Annotated in this window: 8 protein-coding genes and 1 tRNA gene; 4 read left to right on the forward strand and 5 right to left on the reverse strand. The window is 55.1% G+C overall.

The window, feature by feature from the left end:
* Nucleotides 1–460: 460 nt before the first annotated feature.
* Nucleotides 461–550: transfer RNA gene (locus ACR0KL_RS11865), tRNA-Ser, on the forward strand.
* A gap of 236 nt (nt 551–786) precedes the next feature.
* Here the strand turns inward: ACR0KL_RS11865 and ACR0KL_RS11870 are convergent.
* On the reverse strand, nt 787–1,011 hold the full coding sequence (locus ACR0KL_RS11870) for a hypothetical protein (RefSeq protein ID WP_170681544.1): 225 nt from the start codon (nt 1,009–1,011) through the stop codon (nt 787–789).
* Between the two features lie 1,127 nt (nt 1,012–2,138).
* Here ACR0KL_RS11870 and ACR0KL_RS11875 point away from each other — a divergent pair.
* From ACR0KL_RS11875 to ACR0KL_RS11885, 3 genes are all read left to right on the forward strand, one after another.
* Nucleotides 2,139–3,032 (forward strand): NAD(P)-dependent oxidoreductase, encoded by an 894-nt coding sequence (locus tag ACR0KL_RS11875; RefSeq protein ID WP_480777068.1) that lies wholly within the window; start codon nt 2,139–2,141, stop codon nt 3,030–3,032.
* A 787-nt stretch (nt 3,033–3,819) separates the two neighbouring features.
* The gene (locus ACR0KL_RS11880; protein WP_170681548.1) at nt 3,820–4,122 is read left to right on the forward strand and encodes an SH3 domain-containing protein; all 303 of its coding nucleotides are present in this window, start codon (nt 3,820–3,822) and stop codon (nt 4,120–4,122) included.
* Nucleotides 4,123–4,532: 410 nt separating this feature from the next.
* Entirely contained in the window at nt 4,533–7,052 is a 2,520-nt protein-coding gene (locus ACR0KL_RS11885) for a cation:proton antiporter (RefSeq protein ID WP_170681550.1), read from the forward strand.
* A gap of 101 nt (nt 7,053–7,153) precedes the next feature.
* On the opposite strand, the gene ACR0KL_RS11890 is transcribed toward ACR0KL_RS11885, so the two are convergent.
* From ACR0KL_RS11890 to ACR0KL_RS11905, 4 genes are all read right to left on the reverse strand, one after another.
* Nucleotides 7,154–8,953, reverse strand: a complete 1,800-nt coding sequence (locus ACR0KL_RS11890; protein ID WP_170681552.1) for an NAD(P)/FAD-dependent oxidoreductase — start codon at nt 8,951–8,953, stop codon at nt 7,154–7,156.
* Nucleotides 8,954–9,101: 148 nt separating this feature from the next.
* Nucleotides 9,102–10,844: a sigma-54-dependent Fis family transcriptional regulator gene (locus ACR0KL_RS11895; protein ID WP_170681603.1), complete on the reverse strand. Its 1,743-nt coding sequence runs from the start codon at nt 10,842–10,844 to the stop codon at nt 9,102–9,104.
* Nucleotides 10,845–11,217: 373 nt separating this feature from the next.
* Nucleotides 11,218–14,334 carry an ATP-binding protein gene (locus ACR0KL_RS11900; protein ID WP_480777117.1) on the reverse strand — a complete coding sequence of 1,039 codons (3,117 nt, stop codon included), beginning with the start codon at nt 14,332–14,334 and terminating at the stop codon, nt 11,218–11,220.
* Nucleotides 14,335–14,549: 215 nt separating this feature from the next.
* A complete protein-coding gene (locus ACR0KL_RS11905; protein WP_480777069.1) occupies nt 14,550–15,353 on the reverse strand; it encodes a hypothetical protein in 804 nt (267 codons plus the stop codon).
* Between the last annotated feature and the right edge of the window lie 79 nt (nt 15,354–15,432).

A 15,432-nucleotide genomic window follows, 5' to 3' on the forward strand; every position in this document is an offset into this window, starting at 1 on the left:
TCACCTCGTTAGGCTCATAACCTGAAGGTCGCAGGTTCAAATCCTGCTCCCGCAAACATCACAGTCGAACAAAGTACCGAACAAGCCGCCCTGAACCGTTTTTTGTGTCCGGTCCATGCCCGGTTCGTGATCCATCTTGACAACACCTTTCATTCGGTGATCTGAGGATAGTCAGAACCCACACCACCCTTTTCGACGGTGTTAGCCGAATACTGCGACCGCCGCGTGATCTAAAGTCTTTAAACTAGTGCAACATGCAACGGCCACTCGCGCAAGCTTCGATCCCTTTTTGTTTGATCATGATTGTGAACAGTAATGCGCAGCTTGAACAGGTGAATGCCCCCAGTCAAAAATCGCTATTTCGCGCTATTTCAACAGCTTCGCGCGGGTCTGTAAAAAAATCCAATCCCTGAAGAAATGCCCTTGTACTTCCGCTGCTTGCACGGATATACCCGTCCGTGGAGACGTGGCCGAGTGGTCGAAGGCGCTCCCCTGCTAAGGGAGTAGGCGGGAAACCGTCTCGAGGGTTCGAATCCCTTCGTCTCCGCCATAAACCTATTTCGGATAACTGGCGCGTCCTTTCTAACTTGCCGTTTAGCTATAAATTATCAGCGTTTACTATCTCATCGTATCATCTTGAGCGTTACTAAGTTAACCTTAGTACATCTCATTGAGTGGTATATTTTGTGGTATTTTAATGGCTGCGCTCTGCGGGAAGCTGGTAGATAATCTTGGCCTGGGTCGGCATGGCGACGGTTCTGGACTGTATCTTTTTGTTGATCCCTCTTATGCGCTGCGCTGGATCGTGCGCGTAACGGTCAAAAGACACGAGAACCACAAGGGTGTTCCGCTGCGCACGGATTTCGGCTTATCCGCATCGGACGGAGGATCGCTTGTTACAACGCGGATCTGAACGCCTGGCTGGCGGCGCGGCGCACCGATCCCGACAACCAGGCTACATAGTGAAAAACCCCAACTCCAAGCGCGGACATGGGGCTTTTCCAGTGACATCAACTGCCAACCTAGCAAGTCCAGTTGATGCCACAGGATGCCCCGCGCCGACAAGACAAAACAAGCGCCGGTACTACTGGTCGCCGCTGAGCCACCCGGTCGAACGGGTGATCGTAGGGAAAGGAAGGATCGAGCATGGCTGATATCTCCCTTTCCAAGTCGATCAATACCTCACACGACAGGGGGCTAGACACATGCTCGCTTCCCCGAACTGATCATCGAGAAACCGCTGAGAACTACAGCGGCGAGCTCTTGCGCCATGGTGTCTACCGCATCGCCGTATGTCGGGACGGCGTCCAATGGCTGTTTCAGCGCCAGAGCCCCCAATTTCCCGCTGGGGGAGCAGCATGGGACACGCTAGGGTACTGTGTGTCCAAATCCGGTCTGACCCGGCTCGTCCGGGCGCATATCGGCTGCGACGTTCCGAAGTCAGATGCCATTCCCGAGCATTTCCAGAGGAGGTGCCGCGATGAGTAGGCGTCGATCTCCGAAGGGCAAACGGTCAGATGAGGGCCAATAAGTCCCTCTGCCCTACGCCATGATCAAATCTCCGGCATGGCGGGCTCAGTCCGGACCTGCAGTGAAGCTCTGGCTGGAGCTTCACTCCCGCTCTAACGGCAGCAACAACGGCAAGGTGTTTCTGTCGATGAACGAGGCGGCAGAAATCTTGGGGTTGGCGATGCATTAGCTTGGCACAGCAGACTACCCGTTCTTCGAAGGCGTTATGGATCAAGTCGCGACTCCCGGACAGCAGGACAGTTCTGTCTCGGAGACAACATCGAACTTCGTGATGTCGGTTGTTGCCGGGGTTAAACCGCAAGACGAGATCGAAGAAATGCTGGCGATCCAGATGGGAGCGATCCGATTTGTTCCATTCTTCTGCCTTCATACGTTTAGAATGAATGACCGGATAGCGCGCAGAGCAGACTTAAAGTTGAATTCGAGGAACGACTGTTTCGAGCACAATGCAGACACTTGGTTCAAGCGCAGCATCTGTCGAAAAGGACTAGAAACGTTCATTCGCTGCGTCCTGCGCCTTGGTTCACGAAGCAAAGTTAAGCCACCATTGCTTTTTCATTCTGTACTAGTCCACACTGACTCTCCGTGAATGGTAAAGGGAGACCTCGATGAGCGAAGAAACGATAGGATTTGTTGGTGTTGGCTTGATGGGTCAGGGTATGGCCGCAAATCTGCTAAAAGCCGGCTTCAAAGTTAATGTGGTTGCTCATCGAAACCGTGGCCCTGTCGGTGACTTGGTCGCTCAGGGTGCGATGGAGGCGGAAAACCTCGCGGAGCTCGCTGCAGGTTCCTCAGTTATCCATATTTGTGCACCCGGTTCACCTCAGGTCGAGGCAATTGTCGCGGCGATGATGCCAGCCATGCAGGCCGGTAGCGTCGTTGTGGATTGTTCCACGTCAGACCCGAATTCCACTATGGCACTCGCGAATAAGTTAGCGCAGGCCGGTCACCATATGGCGGACGCGCCGTTGGGCGGGACACCCGTGCAGGCACAAAACGGAGAGCTGGCGACCATGGTCGGCGCTGACCCTGTTGTTTTTGAGCGGTTGAAGCCGGTTATCGCAGCTTGGGCAAAAACCATCGTTCACATTGGCCCATGTGCTGCAGGGCACAAAATGAAGCTTCTGAATAACTTTCTTTCACTAGGATATGCGGCGCTCTATTCGGAAGCGTTGGCACTGTCCGAAAAAGTCGGAATTTCCACCAAGGAATTCGACTCGGTCATTCGTGGCAGCAGGATGGATTGCGGGTTTTATCAAACCTTCATGGGGTACGCCGTTGAAGGCAATCGAGAGTCCCACAAATTCACTCTGTCCAATGCTCTAAAAGATTTGCGTTACCTCGAAGCCATGGCAGATGAAGTGGGGCTGTCCAATCCAATCGGAAACGCCGCAAAAAACAGTTTTGCAATGGCGCTGGCCGCTGGAGGTGATGGGCCGAACGACTATGTTCCCCACCTTGTCGATTTCGTGGCTGCGAGAAACGGCGTATCCAAGGCGTAGTTCTGGTCGCGTTGTGCGCGCAGGTAAGAGCGAAATCTTTAAGATGCAGGAACTTTGATTTCAGGTAGTCCCGACAATCATGCTGAGGATCAAAACCGAGAAGTTTCTTTGCCTTGGCGTTTGAATGGAAGGTTTGATCCTGCGTCATTTCCTTCTTAACATCAAAGCCTTCGTAAAACCGCGCTACTAACTCTGACGTCGTTAAATTTACAGAGTGGTTGTCTTTTGTTGCTTTGAAATCCGGATACCTCAAATCACGGATGCTCACGAACTGTTGGCGCTCGGAGCAAAAACCTATCAATTGACCTCCTCCGAACCGCTTCCAAATGCGGCCTGCTGCCGGTTAGTTGAGCTCAACTGACGGGCTGAATGAAAAGGCGCGGGACTTCTTTGCCAAGTCACTCACGCAACAATAAAAAAGAATAATGAAATACTTACTCCAAACCCCAAGTGCCAGAGCAATCCTGATGGCACTCTTCATAACCATTGTTGTGAGGGTATGCAGCCATGAAGGAGCTGGATATCAAGAGCCTGATAAAGCGTTTTTGGACAGTAGAGGCAGGCCCTAACTCGCACTGCCACACCCTTGTGTGTCTTCTTTCCGTTCATAAGCTGTCATCTGAGAAAAATGTTCAGATGGCCAAGTTGATCCCAAACCTGACCTTCGGCATACTTAAAAATCTTAGTTCAATGGTCGGTTTAAACGTGCCCGTTCTTTGGTCAAGGAGTTACGCTTGATGATCGGAGGCGCTAAGACTGCATTTGAGGAAACAGGCAGGTTAACGTTATGCGAAGTGCAATCTTCTTGCCCTTAGTGGCTTATTTCTTAGGCACCAATGTTATAGCTCAATCCGCAACGGCAGCTTCACTTGGGCAATACGAGGTTTTTGGCGTTGAAGACGGAGGCATGCTGAAATTGCGTGCAGGACCCGGAATAGGGTTCAATGTTATAGTGGGCCTTCCAAATGGAACCGCTTTAAGAGTTCACAGTTGCGAGCAGACCGGCAGCACCCGTTGGTGCCGTGTGTCCTTGCAACGTGCGCGTGGTCTAAAGGGATATGTCTCTTGGGCATATTTGCGAAAGTTGTAAGTATAACTTTGTAAGTATAACTTTGTTGCGGTGCCATCTTAGATGCCCAGATTTTGTCAGAAGAACCAAAATTGAGTCGGTTAAGGTGTTGTCCTAAATTCGGCCAATATTGCAATCATAGTAGCTATTCAACCGAATGGCAGCGAGCGACTGCTCCGAACCCTTAGTGAACGTTGCGGCGCGCTCAACCGACGAAAGCTATGCGAAGGAAGCGGACTTTGCAAAGCGCGGTGATCGAAATATTCCAGCGGTTCACTTACAGAGCTAGTGTCAAAGAGCGGCCTACCATTGCAAACATAACTTACAACTGCGCAATCTGGATGTTTTTGAGCCAACACGTTGATCCCACAAAGCCGATCCTGTTGAAGGGGCGAATTCCCTTAATTCGAGTTCTCAGGTAATACGTAGTAATGGATATTGTCGTCATTACGACCATCATCACTTCATTTTTTGTTGTAATCGGCGTGGCAGAACCGTTGGCTGCACGTATGCGCCTGCCTTACAGCGTTATCCTAGCGGTCCTGGGGATAGTGATCGGACTTGGCGCAACGTTCTTTCTCAACACTGACTTGACGGATGCACTGAACCCGGGAGCGCAGGCGATTATTGATTTGCCGATCCGGTCAGACGTCTTCCTCTATGTTTTCCTGCCAACGTTGCTCTTCCAAGCGACACTTGGCATGAACCTGCGCAGGATGCTGGATGACTGGATGCCCATCCTGATGATGGCCGTTGTCGCGGTGATTGTGGCTACCCTCTCTATTGGCTATGCGCTCAGTTGGGTAAGTGCTTTACCGCTGGTCGCCTGCCTGTTGATTGGTGCTATCGTATCGACAACTGATCCCTCGGCGGTTGTAAGCATTTTTAGGTCAATCTCCGCACCACGCAGGTTGTCGCGAATAATCGAGGGCGAAAGCCTCCTGAACGATGCTGCCGCGATTGCTCTTTTCGGGCTATTCATGAGCTTTGTGATGCTCGGGAGACCTGATCCATCATTAAATGAAGCCGTGGGGCAGTTTCCGCTGTTGATCGCCGGCGGAGCACTCACCGGTTGGCTTATGGCGCGTATAGCGGTTTGGATGATGGCCTTCGTAGACCGTTGGGACAAGGCACAAATTTCAATTTCTGTCGCGCTGCCGTACCTCGCCTATATCGTTGCGGAACAAAGCGCCGGGGCTTCGGGTGTTATCGCAGTGGTGATCACAGGACTAACGCTCAACCTCACCGGCCCCGGTCGTTTGTCACCGATCGCATGGACAAATCTGCAAGAAGTATGGGATCTTCTTGCACACTGGGCCGGAGCGCTAATTTTTATTCTTGCAGCATTGTTGATACCTCGGCTTTTGGAAGGGGTGCAGCCGTCTGACTTTGGCCTGCTGGCAGTGGTGGTTCTTGCTGCAACACTGGCGCGGGCGGCGGTTCTGTTCGGCTTGTTGCCCTTGCTCACGACAATCGGTCTGTCGCCAGTTGTGGAACGCCCCTATCGCACCGCAATGCTTTGGGGTGGGCTGCGGGGCGCTGTGACTTTGGCATTGGCACTAGCAGTCACCGAAAGCACTCAAGTACCGCTCGAAACAAAGCGTCTGGTCGGCATTTTGGCCACTGGCTTTACGCTGTTTACACTGATTATCCAAGGGACAACCTTGCGAACGGTGATCACAAAGCTAGGGCTCGACGAACTCACTCCGCTTGATACGGCATTGTCGCGCCAGGTGGTCGCGGTCGCCTTGCAATCGGTCCGCGAGGATGTATCCCGCACCGCAGAAAACTACGACCTGACCCACCAAATTGTAAGAAACGAAGCCAAACAGTTTAGCGAACGCCTCGACGAGGCTGTAAAGGCCGCCGAGGACAGCGCGGAGATCCTTGATCGCGACCGGGTCACGCTTGGCCTTATTGCGTTGGCCGGTGCGGAGCGTGATTCAGTTTTGGCCCGAATGCGAGAGCGCACCATGTCATCCGTTCTCAGCGAAAAAATTCTGTCAGACGCGGATCGGCTCATTGAAGGCGCAAGGACCGGTGGGCGGATCGGCTATCAGCGCGCGTCCAATCGATCCGTCGTCTATGGCAAGTCTTTTCGGATCGCCGTGTTCCTGCACAACCGCCTACGAATCTCGTTTCCGCTCACTCGTATAACAGCGGACAGGTTCGAAAGACTGCTTATGCAACGTCTGATCCTTCAGGATCTCGATGGGTTTGTCCGTGGTCGCATACGCCGGATCCACGGTCGCCGGGTTGCGGAGTTGCTAGACGACCTTTTGGAGCGCCGATCCGAGGCGGTTGAAACAGCGCTTGAAGGATTGCGGCTCCAATATCCAGGCTATGCGGAAAAGCTGGAGCGGCGGTTCATCCGAAGGACGGCATTGCGACTGGAGGAGCGAGAATACTTGGTCATGCGCGAGGATGGCCTGGTAGGCGAAGAGCTCTATTCAGTGTTGATGCAGGAAGTGGCGGCACGACGTGCTTTGTCCGAAGGGCGTCCTGTACTTGACATCGCCCTGAAGGGGCGGGATCTGGTCAGGCAGTTTCCACTATTCTCTGATCTCGACAAAGCTTCATTGCGAAAACTCAGTAGAGCGCTTCGTACCCGTTACGCCAACGCGGGTGACACGATCCTTTCCAAAGATGAATTGACCCGGAGTGTGTTTTTTATCGCTTCTGGGGCAGTCGAAGTGGAGTTCGGCAGACACATCACGCGGTTAGGCCGTGGCGAAATGTTTGGGCAATTGGCCATGCTAATGAAACGACCCCGTCGCGTGAACGTGCGGGTGTTGGCACCTTCGACATTGCTTGTGCTCGACGAAGCGCGTTTTCGGAGATTGCTCCGGCGGAGTAAAGCCATGCGGAACTCAGTCAGGATGAGCGCGAGCAAACGCATGATCGACCCTGCGGTTTTGGACCTGGACGAGCATGAAGATTCTCCTGATTAAGGATAGCTGTAAAGAAAGCTCATCAATTAGAATGGAACCGCTACAACTGTTTTTTCATTTCGCGATAGCGCGATGTCCATTTTTTGGTCGAAGCGAATGCTTTAACTGAGGTGATGCACTTCTTGAAGGCCGTAGACCGGCGTCGGGATACCCTCCATTCGGGCCTTTATCTGCAGCGACAGGAATTGTGAATAATGCCGAGACTGATGCAGGTTTCCACCATGCATCCAAAGGTTTGAAACCTGTGTCGGCTTCCACATATTGCGTTGCTCGCCTTCCCAAGGCCCTGGGTCCTTGGTTGTGTCAGAGCCCAGACCCCAGCATTTCCCAAGCCGATCTGCCGTATCCTGACCCATCAGGTCCGCGACCCAGCCGTTCATCGAGTTATACCCGGTCGCGTAGACCACCAGATCGGCATCCAGATGCGTGCCGTCATCAAGGATAACTCCGGTTTCATCAAGCGCGGTGACCTGACCGCGTTTCAGCTTGATCTCACCATCAATGATCAACTGACTGGCCCCGATATCGATGTAGTAGCCTGATCCGCGACGCAGGTATTTCATGAACAACCCGCTATCGTCATCGCCCCAATCCAGCCAGAACCCGGCCTTTTCCAGCCCGTCATAGAACTCTTTGTCCTGCTCTTTCATCGCGGCATAGGCCGGAATCTGGAATTCGTGCAGAATGCGATAGGGCAGCGATGCAAAGATCAGATCGGCCTTTTCGGTCGTCATGCCAGACCGCACCGCACGTTCAGAATAAAGATCGCCCAGACCGATTTCCATGAGGGTGTCAGAGCGGACAATATGGGTTGAGGACCGCTGCACCATTGTCACATCGGCATCGTTTTCCCAAAGCGCCGCGCAGATGTCATGGGCCGAGTTATTGGACCCCACCACGACAACTTCCTTGCCCGCCCATTTGTCGGGACCTTCATGTTCCGACGAATGCACCTGTTCGCCCTTGAAAACATCCATACCCGGAAAATCGGGCATGCGTTTCTTGCCGGACATCCCCGTCGCCATGATCAGTTGCTTGGGCCGCAGTACAACCTCTTCGCCGTCCCGGTCCACCGTGATGGTCCATTCGCCCTTACTTTCATCGAACGTTGCGGATTTGGCCGCCGTGCGGGTCCAATAGTTCAGCTCCATCACCTTGGTGTACATCTCAAGCCAGTCACCGATCTTGTCCTTGGGCGAGAAGACGGGCCAGTTTTCCGGGAACTTGATATAGGGCAGATGGTCGTACCAGACCGGGTCGTGCAGGCAGAGGGATTTGTAGCGATTGCGCCAACTGTCGCCGGGCCGATCATTCCGTTCGACGATGATCGTCGGTACACCCAGCTGACGCAGCCGCGCGCCCATAGCGATCCCGCCCTGACCACCGCCGATGATGACGCAGTAGGGCTGTGTTTCGAAACCCAGTTCAGCCTCTTCCTTCGCCCGTTCTTCTGCCCATGTGGTCCTGTGTTTGCCCGCACCGTGCTTGGCCCCAAGTGGACGGTTGAACCCTTTGGGCTCTTCATGACCTTTCAGCTCGAGCATCGTGGTCAGCAATGTCCAAATCTTGCCATCCTTGAGGCGGATCAACCCGTAGCCGCGTGCCACTTCGGTTTCGAACTCGATCCAAGCGGTGGTTATTCCGCCGTCTTCAGTTGGAACTTCACCTTCGGCTATTTTCCAACCACTCGGCTTGGTTGTGGCCAACTGATGCGCGAGCATATCTGCTACCTGCGCCTTGCCCTCGACCGTCTTAATATTCCAGGTAAAGCTTACCAGATCGCGCCAATAGCAATCGTCCTGGAACATATCACAGGCGGCATCGATATCGCCTTGGGACAAAGCCGCGCCGAAGTCATCCAGAAACCCCTGCACCTGATCCGAGAGTGTTGTGTCGAGCATATCATCCTCCCTATCTCCACAGAGCAGAAGGCTGGCAAATCCGCGACCCTTCGGGCAAGCGGATTTGGCGCATAAACACTTGGTGCGGTCCAAAAACGCCATTGCTTGTTGCGCGCGCAACAAGGGCGCAACACGGGTACATATTCGTTTAAGCGGGCGGTCTAAGCCCGGCTTTTCGCATACGGCGCAGGATCGTCGATCGGTTCACACCAAGGCGCCTTGCCAGTTGGGACATGTTCCAATCGCAAGCACGCAGAAGTGCTTCCAGATCATCTGAGTCCTGCTTTTGCGTAGGGGCTAGTGCCGTGGCGGGCAAATCCGTTAAGTCGATGATGTTGTCCTGACACAGGGCGACCGAACTTTGTAGCAGGTGTTCCAGTTCACGAATATTGCCGCGCCACAATCGCGATTTCAGGTCGGCGCGGGCAGCGGTCGAGAGGCGAATATCATGGCTGGCAAACCGTCGGAGCAGACGATCAATCAGCCAATCCAGATCCGCACGGTGGCGCAAAGGCGGCAGAGACACTGTGGCCCCCGCAATCCGGTGCAGCAGATCTTCGCGCAGACTGCCCTGCAATCCCGCCGGGGGCTGCCCGCATGACGCGATGATCCTCAGATCAGCCCGCCGCTCAAGCACTGCTAAAAGAGAGGCCTGAGCAGGCTCACTCAGGTCTTCAACGCCACGCAGGAACAGTGTGCCGGGTTCGATACCATGGCAGAAATTGAATGTTGGCGTATCGCAACAGATCACGGTGTGGAAATCCTGTGTCGCAGGATCAGCCATATGGATCGCGCGCGCCAGCTTGGTCTTGCCCGTCCCGCTTTCACCGGTCAGCAAAAGCGGCAGATTGGTCGGCGCAAGACGGGCCGCTTTGTTCAAAAGTTGCTGAAGGCCCGGATCCGGCCCTGCAAAACTACCAAGGGCACCAGGCAGAACCTGTTCCCGTTTGCGCAGAGCTGCCGTCATCTGCGGCGTCTGTGGAGCAACGGCATGACCATAGAGCGCGCGCCCGTCCTTTAGGTGTAGAACGCGGTCTTCGGACGGTCTGCCACGCATGAACTCGGGCATGTCATCAACACTGATTTCAAGCCAGTCCTGCAATTGCGACCCGATCAGGTGGCCCGAACCGTCCGGGTCCAGCGCACGTCGGGCCCCCGAGGTCATACCGATGATCTTGCCACCTCCGTCCACTGCAACCGCCGCTTCGGGATCGACCTCAAGAAACTCGGGGCTGGCTGAAAAGCGCAGGACCCAATCTCGCCGGGTCGATGCCATCAGGTTTGCCATTTCGACGCGACGGGCGGAGTTCGTCACCAATGTCATGGCCAGATTCTGCGACGCCTTTGGTGAGGGTCCACGCAACAATGACACATCCAGAACAGCCGCAAGAGCTCCTTTGGTGTCAAAAATAGGCGCTGCCGTGCAAGACAGCGGCGTATGCGTGATCGAAAAATGATCGCCCTGATGGATAGTCACTGGCTGACCTGTAACAATGCACGACCCCACTCCGTTCGTTCCTGCCAACTCTTCCGTCCACTTGAAACCCAGATGAAGACCCGCAGTTCTGAGCTCGTCCTCGAAGTTCCGGTCGCCAAAGAAATCGACGCAGACGCCATCTGCATCCGCAAGCAGCAGGACGTAGTTCTGCCCTGCCACCTGCGCAAACAGCGATTGCAGCCCCGAACGCGCGGTCGCGATCAGACGTTCGGATTGCTCCAGATGTTCTCGGAATTTGGTGTCAGGCAGGATGTGCGCAGGTTCTTGTCGTGAGGGATCCATACCGTAGGTTTCAACACAGCGCTGCCAGCTATCCGCGACAAGTCGGTCTCGCCCTGTATCGAAACCGCTTAAGACGCGGTCAATCTCTTTTGAATGCTGGCGATCCAACAGCTTCCCGCCCTACAAACCCATCTTAAAAATAGCATGAGTATGGCTTCGCGCCTATGTTCAAATTTCGTCTGGCAGACGTTTGGCGCTTTGCCTTGTCAAGCTGACCTGCGTCGAACGCGCAGCGTTGGGCCCTTTAGGCTCAGAGTTGTCATTCTCTGAAATTTGTATGAGTGGCAGCGATGTGTTTCGAAACGAGAATTCTAGCATTCTAACCTTGGGCTTTGCTCCGCTAGACACCAAGTTCAGTTCAGTACTTTAATAGTTTAACCCACTGTTTTTCAAATTCAATATATACCTTTCAGTAACTTGCAGGCATAGTTCCGCACTTCCACTCCGCCGCAACCTTAAATATTGGCAAATTTCGGATAAACTTCTAGGCCAACTCGGCCAGAGCCGTGTCGATCCGGGACAGCATCGGGGATTGGCCCGCGGTTTCAACGATGACGCGGGCTTTGCTCAGGTGTTGCACGGCCAATTGCTTCTTCTTGCGCGCTTTGTAGAGCAACCCAAGGATCATGTCGCAGCGGGCGATATAATGCCCTTTGTCGTCGAATTGGGGGTTGCTGCGCACCTCGTCCAGCATCGCAACCAGTTTCTTTTCGCCAAAGAACAGCACCCAAAGGATTGAGCGGAAGTTCCGAAGAAAGACACCAGCCGACGCTCCGCCCTCACCCGTCAGGATGGCAAGATACATTTCGCACAGGAATAAACGCGCCCAATCGGCCGAGACTTTGGTGCCTTCGTCCGTGCGCTTTTGAACGGCTCGCTCGATCTGCCGTAGCCCGTCGGCGATGCGTCCCTTCAGAGCGTAGGCTACCCCGAGCATCGTTGCCGGGCCCATGGTGAACAGGGTCCAGCCGTGTTCATTGCAATTGTCTATATGGGCCTCAATGATCTCGATCGCGCCGGGTGTTTCCGTGGGCACCATGGCTGATACGCGGGCGGCCTCGGCGATGGCGCGTTCGAACTCGACTTTTGAAGCCTTGTGCGCCTCTTCCGCGATGGCCAGCGCCTTTTCGTGGTCATCGGCGACCATGGCGATCAGGGCTTTCATCGCTGTGCCATAGCCCAAAGCCCTTGGGTCGTTGGTCTTTTTGCCCAGTGCTATCATCTTGTCTGCGGTGGCGTGTGCGCGGGCGACCCGTCCGCGCGTCAGTTCGTTCCAACCGATGGTGGCGAGGTAGAAGTTCTGGATATAGGCGTCGTCGATCTTTTCCAGTTCGGCCTCGATCATGCGCGCCTTTGCTTCGAACTCGGCGTTAGAAATCGGGGAGAAATAGATCGACACCGAAAGCTCATTCACCATGGCATAGGCCCGTGAGGCCGGATCGCCAAGGCGCTCAGCCATGGCGGTCAGATCCTGTTGCACCCAGTGCGCCTCACGGTATTTGCCATTACAGACAAGACAGGACACGTAGTGGTGCAGGAACAGCGCGTGATGAGAGCTGTCGCCCACCTGTTCAAGGATGGGGCGCACGGACCCGGCAAGGTCAATGATCGTTTTGACCCTGAGCGAGATGTTCGAACACAGCGCAAAGCTGGCCAGAAACGCGGCGAACTCGGACTTTGAGGCGCAGTCTGGGTCGCTTTCATAGAGGGCATAGGCTGCCGTGTAGTAGTTGTTGGCCTCATCCAGCGAATAGACACCCAGAGACTTGTCCCCGGCCATCGCCGTATACCGGAACGCTTTGTCGGTCTGGTCCGTCTGGCTGTAGTGATAAGCCAACATTTCGGCCACTTCCTGCAGGCGGTTTGCGTTGCGCAGAACCAGACACTCGGCCACTTCAAGATGCAGGCCCGCGCGGCGGGTGGCCACAAGGCTTTGATACACGGCATCGCGCAGTAGGACATGCTTGAACACGTAGTCCGAGGAGTTTTCGTCGCGATACAGCACGTCCTGAGCCTGAAGTCGCTGCAGGGCGTCACCGGTTTCGCCGGGGTCTTTGGCCAGTTGCGAGAGCAGACCGGGATCAAACCGTCGCCCAATTACGGCGGCGGCTTGCAGCAGGTCTCGATCTTCGGTCGACAGACGATCAACGCGGGTGGTCAGCAGGTTAAGCATGCTGGCCGGCAGATCGGCCTGCGCCATGTCGATATCCAGATGCGCTTCGGCAGCGTCGACCCGCAGACTGCCTTGTTCCAGCAGATAGGTTAGGATTTCTTCGCCAAACAGCGGATTGCCACCGGCACGTTCGGCCAGTTGCCGGTCCAGTCCAGCGGGCAAAGTGGTCACGCCCAGCCGATTGCGCGCCAGGTTGGCGAAATCTTCGGTCACCAGCGGTTTCAGCGCGATGGTCCGAACCTTGTCGTCATCGCGCCAAGCAGGCGTGTATTCCGGGCGGTGCGTCTGGATCAGCAACAAGTTGGTCAGGTCCGACCGGTTGACGATGCCCTGCAACAGCTCTTCCGAGGCGCTGTCGATCCAGTGGCTGTCTTCGATGAACAGGATCACGGGCTGCTTGGCGCATCGCGCTTTCAGCAGCTCGGGCAGCAATTCACGGGTGCGCAGGCCAATGAGAACGCCGTCAAGCCCGTCCAATGCGTCCGGCGGTGGTGTCAGGCCAAGCAGGTTCATCAGCAGGCCCAAATTCTGTTGAGAAAAGCACTCCCAAGCTTTCAGGCCGGTTTCGATCTTGTAGGCGATGCGGGTTGGGTTGTCCTGATCCTTGATGCGGAACCCGGTTCGGACAATCTCGATGATCGGGAGGAAGGGAACCTGCTGCCGATCCGCAAAACAATAGCCAGTCAGGACGTCAATCTGATCGCGGGGCAGGCGGTTGAGGAACTCGAACACAAGCCGGGTTTTGCCCAAGCCTGGTTCCGCCACCAGATCCACCACCGAAACGCCGTTGCGCGCCCGAGCCAATGAATCAGCCAATTGAGTCAGTTCGCTTTCGCGCCCCACATAGGTGCTGAGACCACGCGCGACCGAGGCATCAAATCGCGAGGCATCGGCCCGTACGGATTGCAGTTGCCACAATTTCTGAGGGGCAGCGAGACCTTTGAGTTGATGTTCCCCATCAAAGCGCAGCTCAGTCACCCATTCGACAAGGCTGCGGGTCTTGTCGCAGATCAGCGTACCCCCCGATGGGGCCAGGTTTTCGATGCGCGACGCCATGTTGACCGTGCTGCCCACCGCTGTTGCCGGGCCGTCTGCGCCCTGTACGGCAGCCATCAGAACGGTGCCGGAACTGATGCCGACCCGCATCTGAGGGCGCACACCAAAGCGGGCCTCGATCTTTTGGGCGGATGCGCGGAAAGCGTGATGAATGGCGTCGGCGGCGCGGCAGGCCCGTTCGGCCGGGTCCTCTAGCGCGTCAGGGATGCCGAACAGCGCCATGATGCTGTCCCCGGCAAAATCGCGGACCGTGCCGCCATGCTGTGATACCGCACCCGAGAGGGTGTCGTAGACCAGACGCACAAACTCCAACGCTTGTTCTTCGTCCAGTTTCGAGACGATCGATGTATAGCCAACCATATCCGCAAACAGGACCGAGACCTAGCGCCGCTGCCCCAGATCGCCCTGTTGTTGTGAAGATATGACCCCGCCGTCCTGCATTACCACCGGAGTGATACAGCAGCAAAGCACGCGCCGCCAGCCGTTGCGGACATGTTGGTGTTATTGGCCTGTGAAATGTACGCGAAAATGTCACGCAGAGACGCGCAGATGCCCGCAGCCCTGTGATCGGGCTGCGGGGCGTGGACTTACTTGAACACGTCCACCAGATCTGAGACGCTGACACCTTCCTTGATCTCCTTCAGGCGAGCAAAGATCAGCGCGATGGTGATGCTGAGCCAACCGTAGGCAATCGCGTTGAGCGCGGCCTCAAAAAAGACCCAGGGACCCAAAGATGCCGTTGGATCAGCAATTCCGGAAAACCCGAACGCAGCTGCGAAAACAAATGTGACTACCATGACGACCAGCACAATACATAGACCCATCAGGATCAGCGCGCCGATGATGGGCCATCGGTAGTTCTTGGTCAGAGTCGCGCTGCGTCCCATCGCGCCGAACCCGGCCTTGTCGATCACGATGGCCGGTACGATGACGGAGAATACGGCGTAGATCCAGATACCCGGCACGACCAGAAAAACAAGTCCGATAAAATACAAGATCGTGGTTACGATCGACAGAACTGCAATGGCAGGCAGGTTGACGACAGCCGCCGAGAAATAACTGCCAATACGCGCCGCGCGCCCCAGTTTTGCGTCATAGGCGAACTGTATTATCACGGCCGTGGTGACGGCATATGCGAGCAATGTGATCAGAGCCGACACGATCACACCAGAATAGAAGGCGGTATTGTCGAAACTGGCGGTGCCAATATCGTCGAAAGACTGCGCCACCGTGTAATTGTTCACAATGACTTCGATCAGGGCCGGAATGAACCCCAACAGAAGCACAAGGTGGAGCTTTTTGAAAAAGATCGAAAACGTCTCGCCGACAATGGCTCCGACGCCTAGGGGCATGTGAGCCTCGGGGTATTCGGGATTGGCTGTATCTGTCATTTTTTGTTCCAAACCATTCTAATGTTCTGTCTCTGATAGAGCCTTTAGAACGGGTTCATCCTCAAGACGAGTTTCGTTT

The organism is Ruegeria sp. C8, from assembly GCF_056537565.1.